24 protein-coding genes, 4 tRNA genes and 2 pseudogenes are annotated in these 25,033 nt (G+C 40.9%); 12 read left to right on the forward strand and 18 right to left on the reverse strand.

Annotated features, from left to right (window positions below):
- Window positions 1–11: 11 nt before the first annotated feature.
- The 11 genes from HHO47_RS05060 to HHO47_RS05110 form a co-directional block, all read right to left on the reverse strand.
- Window positions 12–710: an electron transport complex subunit E gene (locus HHO47_RS05060; protein WP_169019301.1), complete on the reverse strand. Its 699-nt coding sequence runs from the start codon at window positions 708–710 to the stop codon at window positions 12–14.
- Window positions 707–1,342 (reverse strand): electron transport complex subunit RsxG, encoded by a 636-nt coding sequence (gene rsxG, locus HHO47_RS05065; RefSeq protein WP_169019302.1) that lies wholly within the window; start codon window positions 1,340–1,342, stop codon window positions 707–709. The genes HHO47_RS05060 and rsxG overlap by 4 nt, the downstream gene beginning before the upstream one ends.
- Window positions 1,339–2,397 (reverse strand): electron transport complex subunit RsxD, encoded by a 1,059-nt coding sequence (gene rsxD / locus HHO47_RS05070; RefSeq protein ID WP_169019303.1) that lies wholly within the window; start codon window positions 2,395–2,397, stop codon window positions 1,339–1,341. The genes rsxG and rsxD overlap by 4 nt, the downstream gene beginning before the upstream one ends.
- On the reverse strand, window positions 2,397–4,643 hold the full coding sequence (rsxC, locus tag HHO47_RS05075; protein WP_169019304.1) for an electron transport complex subunit RsxC: 2,247 nt from the start codon (window positions 4,641–4,643) through the stop codon (window positions 2,397–2,399). The genes rsxD and rsxC overlap by 1 nt, the downstream gene beginning before the upstream one ends.
- Window positions 4,644–4,652: 9 nt before the next feature.
- On the reverse strand, window positions 4,653–5,207 hold the full coding sequence (rsxB, locus tag HHO47_RS05080) for an electron transport complex subunit RsxB (RefSeq protein WP_169019305.1): 555 nt from the start codon (window positions 5,205–5,207) through the stop codon (window positions 4,653–4,655).
- 1 nt (window position 5,208) lies between these two features.
- Window positions 5,209–5,790: an electron transport complex subunit RsxA gene (gene rsxA, locus HHO47_RS05085; RefSeq protein WP_169019306.1), complete on the reverse strand. Its 582-nt coding sequence runs from the start codon at window positions 5,788–5,790 to the stop codon at window positions 5,209–5,211.
- Window positions 5,791–6,027: 237 nt separating this feature from the next.
- On the reverse strand, window positions 6,028–7,971 hold the full coding sequence (locus HHO47_RS05090; RefSeq protein ID WP_169019307.1) for an EAL domain-containing protein: 1,944 nt from the start codon (window positions 7,969–7,971) through the stop codon (window positions 6,028–6,030).
- A 150-nt stretch (window positions 7,972–8,121) separates the two neighbouring features.
- Window positions 8,122–8,198 (reverse strand) — tRNA-Asn (locus HHO47_RS05095).
- 27 nt (window positions 8,199–8,225) lie between these two features.
- Window positions 8,226–8,302: transfer RNA gene (locus HHO47_RS05100), tRNA-Asn, on the reverse strand.
- A gap of 23 nt (window positions 8,303–8,325) precedes the next feature.
- Window positions 8,326–8,402: transfer RNA gene (locus HHO47_RS05105), tRNA-Asn, on the reverse strand.
- A 21-nt stretch (window positions 8,403–8,423) separates the two neighbouring features.
- A tRNA-Asn gene (locus tag HHO47_RS05110) sits at window positions 8,424–8,500 on the reverse strand.
- A gap of 1,076 nt (window positions 8,501–9,576) precedes the next feature.
- Here HHO47_RS05110 and HHO47_RS05115 point away from each other — a divergent pair.
- The 4 genes from HHO47_RS05115 to HHO47_RS05130 are packed head-to-tail and all read left to right on the forward strand — an operon-like array spanning window position 9,577 to window position 14,550.
- A complete protein-coding gene (locus tag HHO47_RS05115; RefSeq protein WP_169019308.1) occupies window positions 9,577–10,956 on the forward strand; it encodes an MATE family efflux transporter in 1,380 nt (459 codons plus the stop codon).
- The gene (gene uvrB / locus HHO47_RS05120) at window positions 10,953–12,953 is read left to right on the forward strand and encodes an excinuclease ABC subunit UvrB (RefSeq protein ID WP_169019309.1); all 2,001 of its coding nucleotides are present in this window, start codon (window positions 10,953–10,955) and stop codon (window positions 12,951–12,953) included. Before HHO47_RS05115 ends, uvrB begins: the two co-directional genes overlap by 4 nt.
- Complete coding sequence (locus HHO47_RS05125; RefSeq protein WP_169019310.1) at window positions 12,946–13,875, forward strand: class I SAM-dependent methyltransferase; 930 nt, start codon at window positions 12,946–12,948, stop codon at window positions 13,873–13,875. Before uvrB ends, HHO47_RS05125 begins: the two co-directional genes overlap by 8 nt.
- Window positions 13,876–13,881: 6 nt before the next feature.
- Window positions 13,882–14,550, forward strand: coding sequence for a tRNA (adenine(22)-N(1))-methyltransferase (locus HHO47_RS05130; RefSeq protein ID WP_169019311.1), 669 nt, complete (start codon window positions 13,882–13,884; stop codon window positions 14,548–14,550).
- A gap of 11 nt (window positions 14,551–14,561) precedes the next feature.
- Here the strand turns inward: HHO47_RS05130 and HHO47_RS05135 are convergent, their stop codons facing one another.
- Window positions 14,562–14,804, reverse strand: a complete 243-nt coding sequence (locus HHO47_RS05135) for a hypothetical protein (RefSeq protein WP_169019312.1) — start codon at window positions 14,802–14,804, stop codon at window positions 14,562–14,564.
- 171 nt (window positions 14,805–14,975) lie between these two features.
- On the opposite strand from HHO47_RS05135, the gene HHO47_RS05140 reads away from it, so the two are divergent.
- A complete protein-coding gene (locus HHO47_RS05140) occupies window positions 14,976–15,425 on the forward strand; it encodes a methyltransferase family protein (protein ID WP_169019313.1) in 450 nt (149 codons plus the stop codon).
- A 60-nt stretch (window positions 15,426–15,485) separates the two neighbouring features.
- Here the strand turns inward: HHO47_RS05140 and queC are convergent, their stop codons facing one another.
- Window positions 15,486–16,166 (reverse strand): 7-cyano-7-deazaguanine synthase QueC, encoded by a 681-nt coding sequence (gene queC, locus HHO47_RS05145; protein ID WP_348981638.1) that lies wholly within the window; start codon window positions 16,164–16,166, stop codon window positions 15,486–15,488.
- A gap of 127 nt (window positions 16,167–16,293) precedes the next feature.
- Between queC and queE the strand changes: the two genes are divergently transcribed.
- Window positions 16,294–16,959 (forward strand): 7-carboxy-7-deazaguanine synthase QueE, encoded by a 666-nt coding sequence (gene queE, locus HHO47_RS05150; protein WP_169019315.1) that lies wholly within the window; start codon window positions 16,294–16,296, stop codon window positions 16,957–16,959.
- A 160-nt stretch (window positions 16,960–17,119) separates the two neighbouring features.
- Here queE and HHO47_RS05155 read toward each other — a convergent pair whose 3' ends face one another.
- Both HHO47_RS05155 and HHO47_RS05160 read right to left on the reverse strand, forming a co-directional pair.
- A complete protein-coding gene (locus tag HHO47_RS05155; protein WP_169019316.1) occupies window positions 17,120–18,091 on the reverse strand; it encodes a glutathione S-transferase family protein in 972 nt (323 codons plus the stop codon).
- 21 nt (window positions 18,092–18,112) lie between these two features.
- A complete protein-coding gene (locus HHO47_RS05160) occupies window positions 18,113–18,955 on the reverse strand; it encodes a pirin family protein (RefSeq protein ID WP_169019317.1) in 843 nt (280 codons plus the stop codon).
- Window positions 18,956–19,141: 186 nt separating this feature from the next.
- On the opposite strand from HHO47_RS05160, the pseudogene HHO47_RS19730 reads away from it, so the two are divergent.
- The 5 genes and pseudogenes from HHO47_RS19730 to HHO47_RS05185 all read left to right on the forward strand — a co-directional run.
- A pseudogene (locus HHO47_RS19730) lies at window positions 19,142–19,277 on the forward strand (mechanosensitive ion channel family protein); the annotation flags it as partial.
- Between the two features lie 340 nt (window positions 19,278–19,617).
- On the forward strand, window positions 19,618–20,487 hold the full coding sequence (locus tag HHO47_RS05170) for an MYG1 family protein (RefSeq protein WP_169019318.1): 870 nt from the start codon (window positions 19,618–19,620) through the stop codon (window positions 20,485–20,487).
- Window positions 20,488–20,703: 216 nt separating this feature from the next.
- The gene (locus HHO47_RS05175; RefSeq protein ID WP_169019319.1) at window positions 20,704–21,120 is read left to right on the forward strand and encodes a tetratricopeptide repeat protein; all 417 of its coding nucleotides are present in this window, start codon (window positions 20,704–20,706) and stop codon (window positions 21,118–21,120) included.
- Window positions 21,121–21,327: 207 nt separating this feature from the next.
- Window positions 21,328–21,483 (forward strand): hypothetical protein, encoded by a 156-nt coding sequence (locus HHO47_RS19175; RefSeq protein WP_211183615.1) that lies wholly within the window; start codon window positions 21,328–21,330, stop codon window positions 21,481–21,483.
- Between the two features lie 7 nt (window positions 21,484–21,490).
- Window positions 21,491–21,710, forward strand: a pseudogene (locus HHO47_RS05185) (DUF6500 family protein).
- Between the two features lie 255 nt (window positions 21,711–21,965).
- Here the strand turns inward: HHO47_RS05185 and HHO47_RS05190 are convergent.
- The 3 genes from HHO47_RS05190 to HHO47_RS05200 all read right to left on the reverse strand — a co-directional run bounded on the left by HHO47_RS05190 (window position 21,966) and on the right by HHO47_RS05200 (window position 23,597).
- A complete protein-coding gene (locus HHO47_RS05190) occupies window positions 21,966–22,445 on the reverse strand; it encodes a YchJ family protein (protein WP_169019320.1) in 480 nt (159 codons plus the stop codon).
- A 38-nt stretch (window positions 22,446–22,483) separates the two neighbouring features.
- Window positions 22,484–22,918, reverse strand: a complete 435-nt coding sequence (locus HHO47_RS05195; protein WP_169019321.1) for a SulA-like leucine-rich domain-containing protein — start codon at window positions 22,916–22,918, stop codon at window positions 22,484–22,486.
- Window positions 22,919–23,141: 223 nt separating this feature from the next.
- Entirely contained in the window at window positions 23,142–23,597 is a 456-nt protein-coding gene (locus HHO47_RS05200) for a tetratricopeptide repeat protein (RefSeq protein ID WP_169019322.1), read from the reverse strand.
- A 127-nt stretch (window positions 23,598–23,724) separates the two neighbouring features.
- Here HHO47_RS05200 and HHO47_RS05205 point away from each other — a divergent pair, with 127 nt between their 5' ends.
- A complete protein-coding gene (locus HHO47_RS05205; RefSeq protein ID WP_169019323.1) occupies window positions 23,725–25,017 on the forward strand; it encodes an NCS2 family permease in 1,293 nt (430 codons plus the stop codon).
- Window positions 25,018–25,033 lie beyond the last annotated feature (16 nt).

Consider the following 25,033-nt stretch of genomic DNA (forward strand, 5'->3'; position numbering starts at 1 on the left):
CGCGCTTCCCTTTAAGTTAAACTGGTGACCCTTGCTCGAGGGCCTTTTTCGGCCGCTGGTGGTGTAACTTGCTTTGCTTTTATTTGTGCGTCAATGACATTTTTAGCAGCAATCAGTAAGCCTAAACCTAAAAATGCACCGGGTGGTAAAATAGCGAGTAAAAATTGATTATCAAAACTAAATACTTCAATGCGTAACACTGATGCCCATGAGCCCAGGAGTAAATCGGCGCCATCAAATAAGGTGCCTTGGCCGATCAGCTCACGCATTGCCCCAAGTACAACCAGCACTACCATAAAGCCTGAGCCCATCATTAAACCGTCAAACGCTGATAAATGAATCGGGTTCTTAGAGGCATATGCTTCAGCGCGGCCGATAATAGCGCAGTTAGTAACTATCAGTGGAATAAAGATTCCCAGCGATTGATATAAGCCAAACGTATAAGCATTCATTAATAGCTGCACTATGGTGACAAAGCCTGCGATAAACATCACAAATACAGGAATACGGATATCTTTTGGCACGAAATTACGCACCGCAGAAATTGTCACGTTCGAGCCAACTAATACCAGCAGAGTGGCTAAACCGAGACCCATCGCATTGGTTATCGTTGATGTGACGGCCAGCAAGGGGCATAAACCGAGTAATTGCACGAGGGCAGGGTTGTTTTTCCACATCCCTTCGTTAAACAGTTCTTTTAATTGGCTCATGGTTCACCTACTTGGCATGCGTTATCAGCACTAAATACCGCATCGAAATTGTTTTTTGAGAATAACACCGCGTGTTTTACTGAGCCAACCACGGCGCGTGGTGTAATGGTAGCGCCAGTGAATTGATCAAAGTCTCCGCCATCTTTTTTTACTGCCCAGCGAGTATCGTCGTCATCAAGGACAGTTTTATCTTTAAATGAGGTGATCCAAAGAGATTTTTTCATTTCTACTTTATCACCAAGACCAGGCGTTTCTTCGTGTTTAGTAACACGTACTCCGGCAACGTCACCGTTTGCAAATACGGCAGTTAATAAACTTATATCGCCGCTATAACCTTTTGGCGTTACGTGGCGCATTACTAAAGCAACAGGTTGGCCACTCTTGCGAGCACGATAAACGGTTTGTGGTTTATTACCAAGTAGTGGATCATCAATGATGGCACAATCTTGATAAAGAGTATTATCGTAAAAATTAGGGGCGAGTACATCTTGTAGTTGTAATGAAAGTTGTTTGCGCTCTTGCTCTGCAATACTGTCAGCCGTGAGGTTATGGATAATACCAACAGCGCCGGTAGTGAGCAGGGCAAACAGAGCTAAAATAGCGCCATTTTTTGTCATTGATGAAATAATCATTTATTCACCCCATGGCCATAAGTACGTGGTTGAGTGTAATAGTCTATCAGTGGCACGGCCATATTGAGTAGTAACACAGCAAAGGCCATGGCATCTGGGTAACCGCCAAAAGTACGGATCAAATAAACTAATAAACCAATCAATGCGCCGTAGATTAACCGGCCGCGATTAGTGGTTGCTGCTGACACGGGATCGGTGGCAATAAAGAAGGCTCCTAACATGGTTGCGCCACTAAATAAATGAAATATCATACCAGGCTCAGTACCAGGTGCTGCGATATAACCAATTGCGCTGCACACAGCAATTGATGCAAGTACACCAACTGGGATATGCCAATTTATAACTTTGGCTTTAATAAGATATAAGCCACCGATTAAAAAGCCAAGATTTACCCAGCCCCAACCTTGTCCTAGCCAACTATTAAAAATAGCGGCTTGCATGCTTTCAGATACGGTTAAACCATGGGCGATATCAGTCTTGATGGTATCCAACGGAGTTGCCATTGTTACGCCATCAACGCCAACTCTAAGTTGATCAACACTAAAACCGGCACTGGTAAAGCCATTAAAAATAACGCTAAGCTGTTGAGTAAGACTAATTCGGTCCGCGAGCAAGTCACTAACTGGCATCCAAGTGGTCATTTGCACAGGGAACGAAATAAGCAATAACACGTATGCGGCCATGGCAGGGTTAAATAAATTGAAACCAAGGCCACCATAGAGCTGTTTAACAATGACGATGGCAAAAAAGCTACCGATCACAATAACCCACCATGGGGCGAGTGGCGGAATACTTAATGCTAATAAGACCGCGGTAAGCCATGCACTGCCATCGCTAAGAGTCGACCACACTGGACGGTTACGAATACGCATAATAATAGCTTCACTGAGACTGGCCGTGACTAACGCTAAAATTAGCTGGATCAATACACCCGTACCAAACAAATACAGTTGTGCGATAAGTCCAGGAATACAGGCTAAAATCACTGTTTGCATCAACCTGCTAAGTGATTTATGACTGTGGCTATGCGGCGAACTGGCCATCGTTAGCTTCATTACTGATCACTTCCTTCTTGTTGTAATTTTTTAGCCTTGGCACGGGCAATGGCGGCAGCGACAGCGGCTTTTTTATTATCGGCAGGTGAGGCTGTAGTGACTTCACTTTCAGAGTTGTCGTTTTCTACGCTTGCTGCTTGTTCAGCTTTTGCAGCCTTTTTCGCTTTCGCGCGGGCAATGGCGGCAGCGACAGCGGCTTTTTTATCATCAGCAGGTGAGGCTGTAGTGATTTCACTTTCAGCATCGTCGTTTTCTACGCTTACTGCTGGTGCTGCCTTTTTCGCTTTTGCACGAGCAATGGCAGCAGCGACAGCGGCTTTTTTATTATCGGCAGGTGAGGCTGTAGCGACTTCACTTTCAGAGTTGTCGTTTTCTACGCTTACTGCTTGTGCTGCCTTTTTCGCTTTTGCACGAGCGATGGCAGCAGCGACAGCGGCTTTTTTATCGTCGGCAGGCGCTGAAGTAGATTCATTGTCACTTTCAGATGCGGCGGCCTTTTTAGCTTTAGCACGGGCAATTGCAGCGGCCACGGCTGACTTTTTATCATCAGGATCAGCCGCTGTATTGCTTGCGGCTTTTTGCTCTTTGTATTTACGAGCTTGCTCTTTGCGCGCAGCGCGCTCTAATGCTACGTCACTATTATCTGGTTCAAGCTCTGTATCTTGATTTTGTTTTTTAGCTTTAGCGCGAGCAATTGCAGCAGCGACGGCTGATTTTTCGTCGCCTTTTGCTGGTTTATTTTTAACGCGTGCTAGGGCATCGGCAATTTTTTGTTTTTCGTCAGCCGATTTTTCAGCCGCTGGTTTGCGTTTATGACGGTTTTGTCGTGCTTCTTGCTCGCGTTCTAGGCGTTGTTTTCGAAGTTCAAAGCGTTCTTTCGCACGTTCAGCTTTAACTTGCTCAGCTTGCTGTTCTTTTATTTCAACTTTAGCCACACGGTAATACTGCACCAGCGGAATTTCACTTGGGCACACATATGCACAAGCACCGCATTCAATGCAATCAAACAGGTTATGCTCTTTCAGTTTGTCGTATTCTTTTGATTTAGCAAACCATTGTAATTGCTGAGGCAACAGTGAGGCAGGGCAGGCATCAGCACAAGCACTACAACGAATACAGGCTTTTTCTGGGCCGGGCTCTGCCAGCTCATCATGATCTGGGGCTAAAATACAGTTAGTCGTTTTTACTACACCAATACGCACCGTTGGCAAAGTAAAGCCCATCATTGGGCCGCCCATTACAACACGTTGCTGTGGCACTGGTGAAAAGCCTTGGCAATCAAGTAAGTGTTTTATCTCAGTGCCCAATAATGCCCATACATTGCCCGGTTTATGGATTGTATTACCCGTGACCGTAATTACTCGTTCAATTAGTGGCTTACCTTCATAGACAGCTTGATGAACAGCAAATAAAGTGCCGACGTTTTGAACCAAGACACCAATATCAGCGGGAATACCGCCACTTGGCACTTCTTTATTGGTGAGCAACTTAATTAATTGTTTTTCGCCGCCAGATGGATAAATAGTAGGAACAGTTTGAATAATTATTTTGTCATTATGCTCAGCCGCTGCCTGCATGGCTGCGATGGCCTCTGGTTTGTTATCTTCTATACCAACAATGGTTAGTGTTGGTGTAAGCAATTGCTGCATGATCTCTATGCCAGCAATAATGTCTGCCGCATGCTCACGCATTAGTACATCATCAGCAGTAATATAGGGCTCACATTCCACCGCATTAACAATAAAATACTCAATTGCTTTGCGACTATCTGCTTTAATATAAGTTGGGAATCCTGCACCGCCCATACCGGCAATACCACGGTCATGAATAATATCGATAAGTTGCTCGTGAGAAAGCTGGCTTGGGGTAGTCACCGGTGCTAATTCACACCATTGATCCTGCCCATCAGGCTCAATAATAACGCTTAATTCAGGTAATGCTGATGGATGCGCTGATGGCATTTGGCAAATATCATTAATGATACCAGACGTAGGTGCATGTACTGGCACAGACCAATTTGCAATAGGTTTGGTAAGTGCTTGGCCTTTGAGGACTTGTTGACCTTTATCAACGATCAGCTGACCGTTCGCACCGATATGTTGTTTTAATGGCACAACGAGTTTGCCAGGCAAAGGTAAGCGGGTGATTGCTTGAGTGTTGGAAATTGTTTTTTGTCCCGGTGGATGAATGCCACCTGGAAACGGCCACACTTTACCTTGTTTTATTTGTGCTATTAGCTTTTCCATGTGTCCCCCTTAATCAATCTGTGTTACTGGGATTGCATCTAGTTGCCATTTCCACGTTTGCTTAGTGGTTTCTACAGGCAGCATATCAATACAGTCAACAGGACAAGGTTCAACACATAAGTCACAACCCGTACATTCATCAATTAAAACAGTATGCATTTGGCGCGTGGCACCAACAATGGCATCGACAGGACAAGCTTGAATACATTTGGTACAACCAATACATTCATCTTCACGTATATAGGCAACGGTTTTTATCGGCTCAGCTTGTTCGCCACCGGCAAGGGGTTTAGCGTCAACACCCATTAAGTCAGCTAATTTTTTTACTGTCGCATCACCACCTGGTGGGCATTTATTAATTTCATCGCCATTGGCAATTGCCTCAGCGTAAGGGCGACAACCCGGATAGCCACACTGGCCGCACTGTGTTTGCGGTAATATAGTATCAATTTGCTCAACGATAGGATTACTTTGCACACGAAAGCGCACGGCTGCAAATCCTAAGATCAAACCAAAAATAAGTGCCAGTGAACCCAGCGCAATCAAGGCATAAAACAAGGTCATGTTAAAACTTCACTAATCCTGTAAAGCCCATAAAGGCCATCGACATTAAGCCTGCGGTGATCATCGCAATTGATGCTCCTTTAAAGGGGGTAGGTACGTCAGCAGCGGTTAAACGCTCACGAAGGGCTGCAAATAAAACCAGTACCATAGAAAAACCAACAGCAGCGCCAAAGCCGTATACTGCAGATTGTAAAAACGTATGATCTTCTTTGACATTTAATAACGCGACACCTAAGACCGCACAGTTTGTGGTGATCAAAGGTAAAAATATACCGAGTAAGCGATACAGCGTTGGGCTAGTTTTTCTGACTACCATTTCGGTAAACTGAACCACCACTGCAATCACTAAAATAAAACTTAGAGTACGTAAATACGTGATATCAAGTGGGAGCAAGATATATTGATTAACTAGATAGCTTGTTACAGAGGCAAGTGTTAACACAAAAGTGGTCGCAAGTGACATGCCAATAGCTGTATCTAGTTTGCCAGATACACCCATAAACGGGCATAGACCTAAAAATTGTACTAACACAAAGTTATTAACCAGTACTGTGCCGATCAACAGCAAGACATATTCTGTCATGTTCGCCTCAAGCTATAATAAACGTCGACATTATCCTTTTTTATTGGCAGTTTAACAACACGTAGCAGGTAAATAAACAGCTCATTTAATAATGATAGTAAATTGCATTTAGAATTTTATTACATGATAAATGAAGATTAACCTAGTTACTGACATTTGGACTAATAAAGCAGATCAGGGGAGGGGGAGAATAAACTACTAGAAAACTAAAAAGGTGCTCAGCACCCTTTCGATTGATTAAATATCTTTTGGCTTTTCGATGTAATAACCTTGTACACCATCAAGACATAAAGTTTCAATAATGTGTTTTTCTTCTTGGCTTTCAACACCCTCAGCAAAAACACTAACACCAATTCGATGCGCGAGATCGACCATTAAACGCATAAAGTATTGGTTATTTTTATCTTCTTCAAGGCCACGAGTGTAACTTGCATCCATTTTGATAAAATCAGGTTTTAAATCACGGAAGAACTTAAACGAGGTTAAACCAACACCAAATCGTTCTACCGTGATCCGAGCACCAACGCGGTGGATCATATCTATAAAGCGTTTACTAGCTTTAATATTTTGCTGTAAACCAAATTCACTCACTTCGAATACCAGTTTTGAGGCAATATTTGTGTCTTTTAATAAACGTCGCTCTAGCCAAATCACAAACTGATCATTGTGTGCGCTTGAGGCGGTAACATTCAAACCAAAGAACTTTTCAGAGAAATTACGGCTCTTAATTTTTTCCAGTGATGAATTAATGATTAACTGATCAATTTCCATCGCCATATCAAGTTTTTCAGCCATGGCTAAAAATGAAGCGGTTGGTAATACTTGGTTCTCTGTTGTTTTAAAGCGTACTTGAATTTCAGCGTAGGCCTTCATGCTTTTACCAATTGGCATAATGTTTTGCATTACCAAATGTACGCGCTCAGCTTCAATGACTTCATTAATCACTTTACGCCAGTTTTGATTGCCAAATCCTGCACTTACATTATTAACTAAATCAGTTTCGCGTTGTATATGCCATGCGTTAGCTTGTTTTGATTGCGCCATGCTCATCGCGTTATCTACCACTGAAAGTAGCTCACCTAATGGTTTGCCTTTTTCATAAGCGACAATACCTGTGTTTGCTACGGAGCTTAACTCTTGAGTTTGTTGGTATTGAGTAAATCGAGATTGTAAGTTATCACCAAAACGTTCAGATTCTTTGAGAGGGGTGTTAGGCAGTACAATCGCGAAATCTGAGCTATTCAAACGAAAAACTTTACTGCCTGTATATGTGCCGCTGATATGCTTAATAATATCAGCCACCGCTTTGACATATTCATCGCCTTTTTGATAACCACGAGTTTGGTTGATTGCTTGCAATTCGCTACAACGAACCATCGCTAAAGAGCCAAAGGTGCTTTTCTCACTGCTTTCAATGTATTTCTCATAATATTCAACAAACATATTACGGTTACCAAGTTCAGTGACTACATCTTTATAGGCTTCTTGCTTGATAGACTGTGCTGCATTTTGAATATCATCATGTTTACTTTGTAAAAAGTGCGACAGGCGATTAAAGCTCGGCACTAAGTCAACGCCTAGTTGCTTTATTTTGTTGTTATTAATTGCCGTTTCAAGACCGTTATTGAGTTGATTTTCATTGATATAAATATCAATTACTTCAGCAACAGTCATGCTTATATTTCTATTTAGCTTACTAAACATGGTTTTCATAAACACAATAGGGATAATTGCCACTAGACCCGATACTAAAATAACAACAAATAACGCTTGTTGTAGTATCAACCCAAGGTTATTGGCATTAATAGTAAATTCAACTTTGATATCAGACGCTTGATTAACAGCAAACTGCGGGCGAATAGAGTTAAAGCTGGTATCTACTAATTGCGCAACGACAGGTAATGAAGTAGGGGATTGAATATTTATTAGTTCTTTACCTTGCTGATCACGCAAAATAAATGAAGAAAAAGTATTACCATCAGCAAGCACTTGCTGAAGTTTATCTGGTGTTATTTCAGCAATAGAATGCTGACTAATATAATTGTTCACCACTGATTGCGTTTTGTACTGTTCATCGCTGACTGCGTTGTCAAACGCTGACGCAACAAAATAGCCACCAACACTTGCAAACAACAGCCAAGATAATAATTGAATAAATATGAGTTTTTTGAAACCAGCCATGTCTTATTCTTTTTAGTAGATCAAAGGGAAGGAATCAGATCCTTGATTAATCAAATTATTTTACACTTATTAAATGTGTATTAAAAAGAAATATTTTGATTTTAGTAGAGTAGTGGAATTGTTTAGGAAAGTCTAACAGATTATTCAAGTTGGCTCCCCCTCCCCGACTCGAACGGGGGACCTGCGGATTAACAGTCCGTCGCTCTAACCAACTGAGCTAAGGGGGAACTACAATACTTAAATTTTATATGATTTGGCTCCCCCTCCCCGACTCGAACGGGGGACCTGCGGATTAACAGTCCGTCGCTCTAACCAACTGAGCTAAGGGGGAACAATAATCATATTTCATAAACTTGGCTCCCCCTCCCCGACTCGAACGGGGGACCTGCGGATTAACAGTCCGTCGCTCTAACCAACTGAGCTAAGGGGGAATCGTTTATGCTTGAAAAGACTGGCTCCCCCTCCCCGACTCGAACGGGGGACCTGCGGATTAACAGTCCGTCGCTCTAACCAACTGAGCTAAGGGGGAAGCGTATGTGCCTTTCAACGGGGCGAAATATTAATGACCGCGCTGCAAAGTGTCAACACATAAAACCGGATAAACAAAAAAAAGCAGTCTGTTAGATGTTTTTATGTTCGATCTGGCTATTTTATGGCTTTTTTCTCCCTATTTAAGTTGTGTAGACCGAGATGAGCTATAAAGCTACGTTTTTAGCGGCTAAAAAACAAACAACTTAACCGCTAAGCAAATTATAAAAGTGATCATTTATCTACTTTTGTACGAATAAATTTATGAAATATACTTTTTTAACATTAGCTAATAAAAGCGTAAATTCGCAATGACTAAATTTACTTATGCATTTAATGAGTCGTTAACGAAAAATGCCGAGAAAAAAATGATATACAGATCTGAACCCTAAGTTTTGCGACTTAATACCCATGATAATAGCAAGGAAATATGTATATGTTGATTTATTTCATTTGGTTAGATTGATTTTTTCATGTTCGGTTAGCGTTTAAATAAATGCGACAGGTCATTGGTACAGGGGGTAAGTATGTTTTATGAGCTATTTAACTCAAATTGTCTAAAGTTAGTATTTGCCAACATTGTCGTTAGCATGTTTTAGTCGTCCCTTTGCACGCCTTTATTAACGTGGCTTTGCAAGAGTTATCCACGGTTTCTGTGGATAACTCTGTTTATGAAACTTTAAGAACGTTGGCAGAGCCATATTTTTAGGGCACTGTGAGGATATCAAGCATTTAGAACATTTTTTTTATCTCATTTTAAAACAATGACTTGAAAAAATAAGCTGAAAAGAGCTTGGTTGAGGAGTAAATTTATTCGTAACGATTCGATTAGCGCATTTTTTGTGTAAAAATGCAGCGCCAGTCGCGATGTTTCTGTGATAAAGGTTATAAAAATGTATTTTTATTGTTTTTAGTAGAGGTTCGAAGTGAAATTGTGACTAAACACGTAAAAAGAACACTTTTCTATATTTTTTAGGCGTTTTTGTAATCAATTTATAATCCCTTGATAAATGCGTGGCTTGAAAAGCCCTGATGCTTTAAAATACCACGCTTAATAAAAGAGGTTTATTTATTCCCATGTGCGCAACTTTGCAGAGCAACTCAGCTCCCGATTTATTAAACGATCCAATAGTACCGACCTTGAAAAAAATGACTGTGCCGATGATTTTCGGGATGATCACGTTAATGATGTTCAATATTGTCGATACATTTTTTATTAGCTTATTGGGGACTGAGCCATTAGCGGCTGTCAGTTTTACTTTTCCGGTAACCTTTACTGTGATCAGCCTAGCAATTGGTTTGGGTATCGGTACGTCAGCAGTGATTGCTAAGGCGCTGGGCAGTAATAATATTGAAGAAGCACGCTTTGATGCCAGCATCGCATTATTAATTGCTGTGGTTATGGTGATATGCTTATCGTTATTTGGCTATTTGCTTATTTACCCGATATTTAAATTGCTAGGAGCAGGGGAGCAGGTGCTGCCACTGATCCATGAGTATATGAGTGTGTGGTTTTTAGGCAGTGTATTTTTAATTACCCCTATGGTTGGTAACTCTGTATTACGTGCCTGCGGTGACACTAAAACGCCTAGCATAGTGATGGGCGGAGCGGGGCTTATCAATGCCGTGCTCGACCCTGTATTGATTTTTGGTTTTGGGCCAATTCCCGCACTTGGCATTAAAGGCGCTGCGATTGCCAGCGTAATTGCATGGTCGGTAGCCGTTGTCATTATTTTATATTTGCTAGCAGTAAAAAAAGGCTTACTAAGCCTAAGTGCAAATAATCAAACTCCATTAAGCTCTATTCGAAAAATCCTTAAAATTGGTCTGCCAGCGGCAGGTGCAAATATGTTAACGCCAGTTGCAATGGCGGTGATGATTGCCATGGTTGCTCATCATGGGCCTGAAGCTGTTGCTGCTTTTGGAGTCGGCAGTCGGATTGAATCAATTGCCAGTCTGGTGGTGTTAGCTTTATCGATGACGTTACCGCCGTTTATTAGCCAAAACTTTGGGGCTGGTAAACTGAACCGTGTTAAAGAGGCGTATACCACAACATTAAAATTTGTGATGATTTGGCAGTTTATTATTTATTTACTGCTAATTGCATTTTCAGGAGTGATCAGTGAGTTGTTTGGTAAAGAGCAGATGGTTATCGATGTGATCAAATTATTTATTTTTACCTTGCCACTCAGTTACGGTTTGCAAGGGATAATTATTTTGTCTAATTCATCGTTCAATGCCTTACACAAACCAATGAATGCATTAATTTTAAGTGTGATCCGATTATTTATTTTTTATATTCCATTTGCTTATGTTGGTAATTTATATGCCGGTTTACCAGGCTTGCTGATCGGCGCAGCGCTGGGTAATTTATTTACTGCAATAATAGCTTATAAATGGTTTATCAAAGAGCTGAATATGATCAGTAACCAAGCTGTACAGGAGTGCCAAGCATGAGCGACCATTTTCAACTGGTGTCTAAATTTAAACCTGCAGGGGATCAGCCAACAGCCATTGCGCAGTTATGTGAAGGATTAGAAGCCGGACTAGCTCATCAAACTTTATTAGGGGCAACAGGTACTGGTAAAACATATACCATGGCCAATATTATCAATGATTTGAATCGCCCAACGATCATCATGGCGCATAATAAAACCTTAGCAGCGCAGTTATACGGCGAAATGAAAGAGTTTTTTCCGCATAACGCGGTTGAATATTTTGTCTCGTATTATGATTACTACCAGCCAGAAGCGTATGTTGTTGCAAGCGATACCTTTATTGAAAAAGATGCCTCGATAAACGAACACATAGAGCAGATGCGCCTAAGTGCTACTAAAGCGCTATTAGAGCGTAGGGATACAATTATTGTGGCATCAGTATCGGCTATATATGGTTTGGGTGACCCAAAATCATACATGAAGATGATGTTGTTGTTAAAAGTGGGCGAAAAAGTTGATCAACGCGATATGTTGCGCCGGCTAGCTGAAATTCAATATACGCGAAATGACATTGATTTTAGCCGCGGTACGTATCGGGTTCGCGGTGAAGTTGTGGATATATTCCCTGCTGAGTCAGACACTTTTGCAGTGCGTGTAGAAATGTTTGATGATGAAATAGAACGGCTAAGTATTTTTGACCCGCTTACCGGCGCGGTTGAAAAACACATAGTCCGCGCAACTATCTACCCTAAAACGCACTATGTGACACCCAGAGATAAAATTCTTGATGCGGTTGAGCATATTAAAGCTGAATTAAAAGACCGTCGTGCGCAGTTACTCAGTGCTAATAAACTGGTCGAAGAGCAACGCGTGGCACAACGTACACAATACGATATTGAAATGATGACCGAGCTTGGTTATTGCTCTGGCATCGAAAACTACAGCCGATATTTATCTGGCCGCACGCCGGGCGATCCACCGCCAACCTTGCTTGATTATCTTCCTGAAGATGCGTTAATGATTATTGACGAATCTCACGTTACGGTATCGCAAATCGGCGCTATGTATAAAGGCGATCGTAGCCGTAAAGAAAATCTCGTGGAATACGGTTTTCGTATGCCGTCGGCGATGGATAACCGGCCACTGCGCTTTGAAGAATTTGAAGCCATAGCACCGCAAACAATTTATGTATCAGCAACCCCAGGTGATTTTGAACTTGAACGTTGTGGAGATGATATTGCTGAGCAAGTTATTCGTCCTACGGGGCTGCTCGACCCACAAATTGAAGTACGCCCAGTAGCCACGCAAGTAGATGATTTATTGTCTGAAATTTATAAACGCGTGGAGCTAGATGAACGTGTATTAGTAACCACATTGACCAAACGTATGGCTGAAGATTTAACAGACTATCTATCTGAGCATGATGTGAAAGTACGTTACTTGCACTCAGACATCGATACCGTTGAGCGGGTTGAAATTATACGTGATTTTCGTGCTGGGGTGTTTGATGTGTTAGTGGGCATTAATTTACTGCGAGAAGGTTTAGATATGCCAGAAGTATCGCTAGTTGCAATACTCGATGCTGATAAAGAGGGCTTTTTACGTTCAGCTCGTGCACTTATTCAAACTATTGGTCGTGCTGCTCGCCATTTAAATGGTCGCGCTATTTTATACGGTGACCGTGTTACTAAATCGATGGCTAAAGCGATTGATGAAACTCAGCGTCGTCGCGATATTCAACATGCTTACAATATTAAGCATGGTCTTGAACCGCAAGCGTTACTGAAAAAGATCACCGATATTATGGATGTGGGCGAACGTGCTGGACCGCAAGACAATTTACAGCTGATCCGTAAAGAATCTAAGCAAGTATTGAGTGCGAAAGAGATTGCAGTGCAAATTAAGCAACTCGAAACCAAAATGCATGCGTATGCGAGTGATTTAGAATTTGAAAAAGCCGCATCCGTTCGTGATGAAATCCATGAATTACAACAACAGTTAATTAAAAATGCATAATTTTACGCCCCTTATTACAGCACTTGAAAGTGCGCCCTTAGCAGACCATGAACTTTGTCGTGTGTTTCATGGCCGCGGTCACACTACCGAGCATTTGAGTCATCTAAATATCGACTTTTACCCACCGTGTTTATTTTTAGTGTCGTACGATGAAGTTGACTCACAAACGCTAATGCAATTAAGTGAGCAGCTTTGGCAATGGGCACAACAACACGCTAAAGAATTAATCACCTCGTTGGTATTTCAACAACGCGGCGGACAACAAACTGAAAATAAACTGTTATTTGGTCAACTACCGAGCCCGCATAGTGTTAAAGAAGGTGAGTGTGAGTTTTTAGTGGATTTAATGAGCCATCAAAATACCGGTATATTCCCGGATATGCGCCGTGGTCGAGAGTTTATTAAAGCCCATAGTAAACACGCTAAGGTATTGAATTTATTTTCATATACCTGTGGGTTTTCGGTTGCTGCAATGCGTGGCGGTGCCGATAGTGTGATCAACATGGATATGAATAAAGGGGTACTGCGCATCGGTAAGCAAAATCATCAACTGAATGGCTTTGAGCGCGGTGTGAGCTTTTTACCGCACGATATATTAAAGTCGTTTGGTAAACTTAAAAGGGCTGGCCCTTTTGATTTAATTATTGTTGATCCGCCAAGCTTTCAAAAAGGCAGTTTTATTTTAACTAAAGATTATCAAAAAGTGCTGCGCCGCTTACCTGAATTGCTCAATGACCATACTCAATTGCTGTTATGTGCTAACAGTCCAGAGCTAAGTGAAGCGTCATTTAAAGCGCTGATAGACGAGCATACTCAAGATGCGATTGAATTTGTAGAGCGCCTAGCGCCGACCCATGGTTTTGTTGATGTTGATAGCGACCGTAGCTTAAAAGCATTGATCTATAAAACGGCTCAAGTTTAGCTTTAAATGAAACTAAGTAGCCGCCTCAGTGCAATCGATTCGTTTATCTGCGCGCCGTATGATGTAATTTGGGACTGTTGTTGTGACCACGGTTTGCTTGGTATGGCGCTGTTAAAGCGGGCAGCTGCCAAGCAAATAAACTTTGTTGATATAGTGCCTACGTTAATGGACGAGCTTGAACACACGCTTACGCGTTTTAGTGATCAGCAAGCAGCTTGCCAATGGCAAGTATTATGTCAGGATGTAGCTACAATTGAGCTGCAGCCATCAGCCAAGCAGCTGATAATTATCGCCGGAGTCGGTGGAGAATTACTGCTGAGGCTAGTACAAAAAATGGTTGCTAATTGCCCTGAAAAGCTTCGTGAACAACTCAGTTTTATTGTTTGTCCGGTGCATCATACCTATACCTTACGACAAGGTTTACAGGCGTTAGGTTTAGGACTTATCAAAGAGCAACTGGTGCAAGAAAACAACCGTTTTTACGAAGTGGTACAGCTAAGTTTTACCAGTAACACTGCGTTGAGTGTTACTGGCAATCAGCTGTGGGACAATGCTGAGCAAATGCACGAATTGTATCTGCAACAATTAGTTGCGCACTATACGCGGATGTTGAACAGAGACCGTACATATTTTCAACATGTGCTCGATGATTATCAAAAAATATCGCTAGATTAAACGCGGCAAATTTACAGTTTATTGATTTCCTGTTTTACACTGTAACTTTGATCGGTAACGATGGCTTCCAGTGTTTGTACACGCTCTTTTAATGCAAGCATTTCAGCAGTAACAGCAGCAATTTGATTATTCGATTCTTTGTTATCGGTGAGTGTACGATGTTTAAATTCTAAATGTTTTTTATACATATCGTACATTACTCCAAACCCAACAGAGATAAATACGATCAATACGACCATTGTTGTTCCTGACATTTTAGTCCCTTATCCTTTATAGTTAATGAGTAAAGTATAACCATAAACTTTACATGATGAAGCTGACAATTGTAACTTTATTTGTCGCTTGGCAAAATATTCATCATTGATACAGTGTGATGGGTATTTAATTACAGCATTTATCAATTTTAACAACGACAGTGGGTTACTATGCTAAATAATAAAATCCCTCCGATTATTGTAGTACTTTTTTTTGCTGTGCTGATGGCGATAATAGCCCACTACAGTGTGATTGATTTCACCACATTTATTTTTTATGTTGCGGTTATTTTACTCAGCATAGGCTGTATTTTTTGTATTGCTGGGGTGGTTAGTTTTCGCTTTGCAAAAACCACTGTTAACCCAGGTAAACCAGATCAAGCGTCGGCATTGGTCACCACCGGCGTGTACAAAATTTCACGTAATCCAATGTATGTGGGTTTTGCTTTTATATTGGCAGGGTGGGGAGTGTGGTTAACATCACTGTGGGCGTTGTTGTGTGTACTTGGCTTTATTTGTTACTTAACGTGGTTTCAAATTATTCCAGAGGAGCGGGCCTTATTAAAAATATTTGGCCAAGGGTACAGCGATTACAAGTCTCGGGTAAAACGTTGGCTGTAAACTTGTTCCAATAAACAATTAATAACAAGGCTATCATCGCGATAGCCTTGTTAATGTGGGTTACTCGTACTCAATTGGATCGGTAATATTATTAAGGCTAAATGCCTCTAAGCGCTCTTGACAGGCACCACATTTACCACAGGCTTTTTCACGACCGTTATAGCAAGTCCACGTTTGGCTATAGTCCAAGCCCATTTTGATACCATCAGTTAGAATATCGATTTTAGTATTGTTTAAATACGGGCTGAAAATTTCCACTGCGTCGTAATTAGCAATACGACAAACATCATCCATTTTTTGGACGAACTCAGGGCGACAGTCAGGATAAATAGCATGATCCCCAGAGTGAGCACCGTAATAAACTTGGCTTGCTTTGAGTGATACAGCGTAACCAACAGCCAGTGACAGCAAAATCATGTTGCGATTAGGCACTATGGTGCTTTTCATGTTTTCGGCTTCGTAGTGGCCTTCTGGGACATCAATATCATCAGTTAATGATGAGCCACCAATTAACTGATTGATCGCAGAAATATCAACTATCTTATGCGGTACGCCAAGTTTTTCACAAACACTGGCTGCAACTTTAAGCTCTTTTACATGACGCTGACCATAGTCAAATGACAGGGCATATACATCGCGGCCTTGCTGCAGGGCTTTATTTAATACGGTAAATGAGTCCATACCGCCGGAGTAAATCACAACTACTTTTTGCGTCATAACTGTTTTGCTCTTAGTTTTAATAGAGGTTTATATCAGGGCGCGATATACTACATGGCTGGAGCGTAAATAACAATTTTCGACCGTATTTTTTGATTTTTTAAACTATGTTTATGCTCGTAATTAATGCCAAGTAGTGAGTGAGACTCTTTTGTACAAAATTAATGAAATATTTGAAACCATTCAAGGCGAAGCGAGCTTTACCGGCACGCCTGCAATATTTTTACGTTTACAAGGCTGCCCCGTAGGTTGCGCTTGGTGTGACACTAAGCAAACGTGGGAAGTGGATAATGTGTATAAAGTATCACTGGACGACACGGTTGAGAAAAAGGCCGATTCAGATCACTGGGCGGACGCTTCAGCTGAGCAAATCTTTAATTTATTTGTCGATCGTGCTTATCGTGCCAAGCATGTAGTGATCACCGGTGGTGAACCATGCATGTACGACTTAAACCCAGTGTGCGAATTACTTCATGCTAACGGCTACAGCACACAAATAGAAACCAGCGGCACTTTTGAGATTTTAGCCCCAGCACAAACTTGGGTGACGGTATCACCGAAAATTAATATGCGTGGCGGCTACGACGTACTTACTTCAGCCATGCAACGCGCCGATGAAATAAAACACCCAATCGCGATGCAAAAACACGTTGCAGAGCTTGAAGAGTTATTTGCAAAAACAGGCGTAACTCCCAAGCTTGTTTACCTGCAACCAATTAGCCAAAAAGTCTCCGCGACTAAGCTGGCGATTGAAACCTGCATTGAAAAAAATTGGCGCTTATCAGTACAAGTACACAAGTATTTAGGGATAAACTAAGTAGTGACTATGAGCCGCACTGTGTAGAGCTAAAATTTGGCTATATTATTAATGAAATAAAGTGGTGACTTTAGCTTTAAAAGGTATTGTTGTGCTTTGTGTACTGGTTATAAAAAAGCCTAAACTCCCCCTGCCATTTTACAGGGGGAGTATAAGTCGGTTAACCGCGATTATGCTTGCGAGTGTAATCAATATTGGGCCCTTTAGGGACGATTTGCGTTGGGTTGATCATGGTATGACTAAAATAGTAATGCCGTTTGATATGATAAAAATCAACGGTTTCTTTAACGCCTGCAACCTGATAAAGCTCACGTAAGTATTCACTCAGTGCTGGGAAGTTTTCGATAGTACGCAGATTACATTTAAAGTGCCCCACATACACACTGTCAAAGCGTATGAGAGTCGTGAATAATCGCCAATCGGCTTCAGTTAGGGTATTGCCCACCAAATAGCGCTGCTTGAGCAAAATACTTTCTACTTTGTCTAATGCACTGAACAAGTTATTAAATGCCTCTTCATAGGCTTTTTGAGTGGTAGCAAACCCAGTGCGGTACACGCCATTATTAATGTTGTTATACACCAATTCATTAATTGCATCGATTTCAGCGTGCAAGTGATTCGGGTAAAAGTCTAGTTTATTGCCAGTTAACTCATTGAAGGCGCTGTTAAACATGCGAATGATTTCAGCAGATTCATTACTGACTATTCTATTTTGCTGTTTATCCCAAAGCACAGGCACAGTTACTCTTCCGGAATAATCTGCATGATTTTCGGTGTATATTTGATGCATAAATTGTTTATCAAAGAGTGCATCTCCAGTGCTGTGGTTGTTTTTATCAAATGTCCAACCATTATCTAACATATCAGGGCTAACCACTGAGACAGCAATATAGTCTTCAAGGCCTTTTAATTTTCTAAAAATCAAGGTGCGGTGCGCCCATGGGCAGGCTAATGAAACATATAAATGATAACGGCCTTTCTGTGCTTTAAAGCCCGCCTCACCAGTTGGACCTGCGCTGCCATCTTTGGTTACCCAATTACGTAATTGTGCAGACTCGCGTTTAAACTCACCATCGCTTTTATCGGTGTCGTACCATTTATCTTGCCATTTACCGTTGACTAGTAATCCCATAATTGACTCCTATATCGTGTTTTAAAAGCTACCAAATTTACCGCTTTGGTAATCACTAATTGCTGCTCGTAATTGTTCTTGCGTATTCATCACAAACGGGCCCATGTGGGCAATTGGTTCATTGAGCGGCTCACCGGCTAAAATAAGCACCCCAGCGCCACTTTGTGAGCTAAATTTAATATCACTACCGGGCTCTAAAATAAGTAGGCTGCCAGCCATTACTGGACCACCTTGTTCGGTGTTGATTGAGCCAGTATGAATATAAATCATCACCTTAGTTTGTGTAAGCGGTTGGTGAGCAAACTCAGTGCCTACAGGCACAGTTACATCTGCTAACATACCATTGGCTGCCAGTTCTTGTAGGCTAGAAATCTGCTCTTGTTGGTCAAATTGCCAACTGCCAGCCAGTGCTTTTAGCTTAACACCTTGACTATTTTTATGTTCAGGCGCAGGGTACTTGGTAGTATCTTGATATTTCGGTGCTCTGAGCTTTTCAGTACTTGGCATATTGAGCCAAATTTGAAAACCATGCATACCCTCAACCGCATCGGCAAGTGGCATTTCGCTATGGATAACGCCAAAGCCGGTACTCATCCATTGTACATCTCCTGCGCGAATAGCCTTTTTATTGCCCATTTGATCTTGGTGTTCAAAGCCGCCTTTAATAATGTAGGTAAAGGTTTCGATACCACGATGCGGGTGGGCGGGAAATCCACCTGTAAAGTCACGGTGATCGTCAGATTTTAATTCGTCGATCATTAAAAAAGGATCTAAATGCTTGCCATCAAAGCCTGGTATCCGGCTAATATTTACGCCATCACCATCTTGGGTTGCATGGCTATTGAGTTGCTTTATTACTTTCATTGCTTTGCTCCGAATCTTGTATAGTGTTATTTAAACACAATAAAATTAAACAACCATGGGTAAAAATAGTACTATTCATTCGTTTTAATAGAACGTTCTGATTTTTGTTTTTTGTTAGGTTACCCGCTCTCACTTTAGGTATTGCAGCCATAATCGTGTGCTATGTTTTAGCAAAACCGGTGTCTTATTTATTTTTGGGTTAATAGTGAGCAAAATAGCCCGATTAAAGTAGCGTCGCAGTTGATGCGTGAAAGGGTTAATAGCTTTAACGAGCATGGTATTAGTATGCCTGATGATGCTCGTGAACGGATTATTTTAAATACACCGACCAGTGAGCAAGTACAAAAATGATCGACACAGCCAGCTATCTCAGAGAAAAAAACCAAGGCAACCGTGCACTCTCACACAGACATTGATGATGTGAGCAGCGATACCAATGAAATTCGTGAGCAAGCTGATAGTTCACGTGATCTAGAGCAAGGTGGTAATATTATTTAGCGCTCGCTTTTATCTGTTTTTATAAAAAAGAGAGCGCTGTTTTGTGGGAGCTGCGCAGATAGCGTATACTGCTGTGCTGGTAATTTTGACTTATTCTGTGTGCTTGAACGGATCTGTTTAAATTTCGCCGTCTTCTTACCCTTTTCTAAAATGATATTAAATAAATGAATGATATAACAGTAGCAACTCATAACGGTAATTTTCATGCGGATGATGTGTTTAGTATCGCCGCACTGAGACATATTCTTCCAACTTTTAAACTTATACGTACCCGTGATTTAGAATTAATCGCGCAAGCTGACATAGTGATTGATGTTGGCGGCGAATATGAGCCAGCTGCGGGACGTTTTGATCATCACCAACGTGGCGGTGCTGGTGAGCGTGAAAATGGTATCCCGTATTCATCATTTGGTTTAATTTGGCAAAAATATGGTTTAGAGCTGTGTCAGGGTGACCAAGATGTTGCTAATGCAGTTGATGCCGGTTTAGTATCGACCATTGATGCGATTGATTGCGGTCATGTTGAAGGGGTATCGAAAGGGATCAGTCTTAGTCAAACAATTTCAATGTTTAATCCAACATGGCAAGAACAAAGTGACTTTGATCGTTGTTTTGATGAGGCGGTTGAATTTGCATCACGTGTTTTAACACGTTTTATTGCAGCAGCCAGTGGTGGTATTAATGCTAAAGCAATTGTTGCTAAAGCGATTGATAACGCAGACGATGCAAGAGTGATTGTATTAGCGCAATATACGCCGTGGAAAAAAACAGTGCATGCTTTATCGCAAGAAGCGTTATACATGGTTTATCCATCGCATTCAGGCAAATGGATTTTGCAAACGGTGCCTGTTGAACCGGGGTCATTTGAAGATAGAAAGTCACTACCAAAAGCATGGGCTGGTTTATCAGATGCTGCATTTCAAGCGCAAACGGGCATTGATGACGCAATGTTTTGCCACAATGGCTTGTTTATCGCTGGCGCAGAATCATTTGCAAGTACCATGAAACTTGCAGCTATGGCGTTGCAAGATTAATAAAGTTATTAGAAATCTCTGAAAGGGGGATTGATTCGCTCCTCCCTTTTTTATTAGGGCCTAAAGAATGAATCATTTTAGTCTCGAGTGTATTAGAATAGTATGCTTTCGGCCTTGTATTTTCTTTCGTTTTGCTTTGAGTTGTTGTTCTTAGCCATGCAGGATAGTTAATTTGGCTGTTATTTCTAACAAAAGGTAACAAAAGGCAATGAAAGAATGATGAATACAAAACTGTATAAGTCAGTATTGAACTTAGCCGGTGAGTTAATGAATGCTGCACAGCAGCAAGATCAAGCCAGCTTTGATTCACTCTATTCACAGCTAAAAGCACTGTGTATTGAGCATGAAAATACAGATAAAGATCATCCTGTACAATGGGAAACACTGGCTGATTTTACCGATGAGTTTGCCGATGCGTTGTTGATCTATGAAAAAGCATTAGCAAAAGCCACGGCTTTAAATGTAAAAGATTATATGTCGTCGATAGGTTATGCAAAGGCAACTATGCATGTTGAACTAGGGCAAACCGAAGCTGCAATCGTAAGTTTACAAGCGGCGCAGGTCAGTGCAAATAAAATTCCTGATAAAGCGCTGAAAGCTGAAATAGCTCAGCTACTACAACAATTACAATAGAATTAGCTCGTTGATGATGTTTAAGAAGTCACAATAAATGGATGTTACTGTAGGCACTAGCCCTGAATTGATTGCGCAAGCGCATGTTATTCGCCACCGCTGTTTGTGATCGAACAAAGTTTTCCTAAGCCGTTAGATTTAGACGGCTGCGATGAACTTGCAGTGAATATAGTGGTTACAGATGGCGGTGCTCTATAGGTGGCTACTGTGCGATTAGTGAAACGTAATCGACGGTACGGTGTAATGGCAAGGATGGCAGTGTTAAACGAAAGTTATGGTTTTAAGTATATTAAAGATGTTGAAATAGTTGGCGAACACCAACTTATTGAAATGCAATGTAGTTTAAAAAGTGAAGTGAGGTAACGCCATAATGCGCGACGAATTAAGGACTAAGATCATGCAAGTGTGCGAGAAAAAAATAGCGGCGAAGGGAGATAATGTAGGGCTGTCGTTTTATGCTTTTTTTTGCCAACAAAAATGATGACCCTGAATTACTTATGGAAGCTGCGACATGGTGGATACAAACCCATCAATTAGATCACTTTGTTAAAGCGCGGATCATTAAAACGATGATTGAAAATAATCTGTAATAACGTATAGGTGTTTTATGAATGTTTATTAACCACCACTGGCCTCAAGTGTAAGGTGAACGACCCAAATATTGCTGACGCTTGACTCCATGGCAATCGTATCACCGGGTGGAGGTGGAGTAAGCCTGATTTTTTGACATTTCTAACACCGAGAGTCATTTTTAATTCAGCATGAATATGTTTATGGATGAATAAGTTTTTTAATTTATTATTATTTATAAAATGCTACGGTAAAAACCACACTCTAAGAAAGTGTTACACGTTGTGGCATTTTTTATATTTTTTACCGCTACCACATGGGCATTCATCATTGCGGCTCACTTTTATATCTGCAACAGGAAAGATCTCGCCATCGAGATAGCGCCACTGCCCATCTTCTTTGATGAAACTTGATCTCTCATGCAGTTGGCAAAACAAACTTTGATAAAAATAGCTTACACAAAATTCAACCTCAGCATTGCTCTGTTGTTGTTCGGTATTGATCACGGCTAATTTTATAAAGCGGCAGCTGTTGGCAAAGTCAGCAATTTCTTTGACTGGATTTTCAGCTTGTTTTTCTTGCGCGTATGTTTGATATATATATTTGGCATTTTTTAATGCATAGGCCACATAACGAGAGCGCATAAGTTGCTCCGCTGTTGTTGCTTGTTCTGTGCCTAAATGCAGCTTTTGGCAGCAGTCTTGATAACTGTATTGATTGCCGCATAAGCAATTACTGTTAGTAAGTGAGGTCATGGTAAATACGGTTTATTTAAAAATGGTATTTTAACAGTTTACTGTGCTAATGCTATCTCTGTGCTTTGTTGAGTTTTAGTAAAACAGTATAGTTTTGCACTTGCTTGATCTAACTTTAATGACAGATTAGCTATTTGATTGTTTTTCACAATGTCTGTCCAAGTGATCACCGCTGCAAAGTTACCGTTATGTAGTGCTGAATTTAGTACATACTCTAAATTAACCAGATGCTTTTGTCTGATCACTAATAGTTTACTGGTATCAATAGAACATGAATCGAGTAACGCTTTACTTGGTACGTGATCCGGTGCAATCAGTAACGTCCAGGCGTTTTTATTATTGTAATGGTGTAACACCTTTAGAAGTTCAAAAGTTGCAGAAATTTCATCTTCTATCTGAATCAAATTTACTGATGCACTTAAATTATCTTGTTGATAGCTTTTAACTGTTCTGACGGTAATTGGCTGTAACATAAGCTTCACTCACTGGTTGTTTATACAGTATTTATATACAGTAGTTTATACAGTGTTCGTGTGCAAGTGTTTTTGCTATCTTTTTGAACGATTTTTATATTTATTTGATACTATCAGCTTTGGAAATATGCAGAAAATAAAATAATGTTTTATAAAACAATAGATTACTCAATTAAATTGAGGCGGCAATTGATTTTAACGAAAAGGGTTGATTAATCCCTTTTCAAGGAGAGTTGGGGATCAGATGAGCAAACTGCTGTTGGTGTATTTGTTCATACAGTGTTGCAGCATAACACTGAGCATCCTTAAAACGGCGGGTAGTGAGATGTTTACGTAAATCAGTTAAGGCGGTTGTTGCAGGCTCATAACCTTGGCTACTGGCTAAACTTAGCCATACCGCGCCATGAAAAACACTACTAGGTACGCCTTGGCCTTTGATAAAAAATAATCCGAGATAAAATTGGGCTCGCTGATTACCTGACATTGCAGCTAAGCGCATCCATTTGGCCGCTAGAGGAGGTTGATCATTCTTTAAATAATACAGGGCTTTATTAACAGTGTTATCAGGAGTATCAGCTTTAACCACATTGTGTGGGGCATTGCTCGGTTGGGTGATAAACGATAAAACGTTTTCTAACTGTTGTTCTAAATCTAAGCCAATTGGCGAGGTATCGGTCATAGTGCCACACATATTATTGTTGTCATTTACCTGCTCAGTTTAGTCTAATATCAGGTTAATTGTCCTGTTATTCTTGAAATATATGATAAAATCACTCAATTATTGTCCTCTAAAATGAAACTCACTTATGCTCGATGCGTTATTTAAAATTAGCGACCACAATTCTACTGTGCGCCGCGAATGTATTGCCGGCCTTACTACCTTTATTACTATGGTTTATATTGTGTTTGTCAACCCTGCTATGTTGGCTGAAGCTGGTATGGATCAAGGGGCTGCGTTTGTAGCAACCTGCATTGCTGCGGCTATTGGCTGTTTTATAATGGGTTTTTGGGCAAATTATCCGTTAGCTTTAGCACCTGGCATGGGACTTAATGCCTTTTTTACTTATGGTGTTGTGTTAGGTATGGGCTATACCTGGCAAGCAGCATTGGGGGCTGTATTTATGTCGGGCTGTCTTTTCTTGTTCTTGAGTTTGTTTAAAGTAAGGGAGTGGATCATTAATGCTATTCCATTGGTGTTAAAGCAAGCCATTGCAACAGGGATTGGGGCATTTTTAGCGTTAATTGCGCTTAAAAATGCCGGCATTATAGTGGCCAGTTCTGCAACATTAGTACAGCTAGGTGATATTACGGCTGCCGGTCCATTGTTGGCTATTTTTAGTTTTTTTGTTATTGCAGCACTACTTTATCGTGATTTTAAAAGCGGTGTTTTGATCAGCATTTTATTAGTCACTGTGATAGCGCTAAGTCTTGGATTGGTGGAGTATCAAGGCGTGGTATCAATGCCTCCTTCAATTGCGCCTACTTTTATGCAACTTGATTTTTCAGCGGCGTTTGAGTTGTCAATGCTTAGCGTTATTTTTGCATTATTATTCGTTGATTTATTTGATACATCAGGCACCTTAGTGGCGGTAACTCAAAAAGCGGGCTTGGCGGATGAAAAGGGTAATATACCACGTTTAGGACGAGCATTGAGTGCTGATAGCGCCGCAACCATTGCCGGTTCAGTATTGGGCACATCGACCACAACTTCATATATAGAGTCAGTGGCAGGGGTATCTGTGGGTGGCAGAACAGGACTTACCGCTGTGGTTATAGGAGTGTGTTTTTTATTGATGATGTTTTTTGCACCTTTGGCGAAAATGGTGCCAGCTTATGCAACTGCGGGGGCTATTTTATATGTGTCGGTGCTAATGTTACAAAATCTCAAGTTTGTAAATTGGGATGATATGACAGATGCGATTCCAGTGAGTGTGGTATTACTAATGACGCCGCTAACATTTTCAATTGCTCATGGCATTGCACTGGGCTTTATTTCTTATACTGCCGTTAAAGTGTTATGTGGTAAACGTGAACAAGTAAGTATCAGTGTGTGGATATTGACAGCGATGTTTGTGATCAAATTTGCGTTTTTATCTTAGTGAGTTATTAAGTTAA

Source organism: Pseudoalteromonas arctica (assembly GCF_012927645.1).
Lineage (GTDB): Bacteria > Pseudomonadota > Gammaproteobacteria > Enterobacterales > Alteromonadaceae > Pseudoalteromonas > Pseudoalteromonas arctica_A.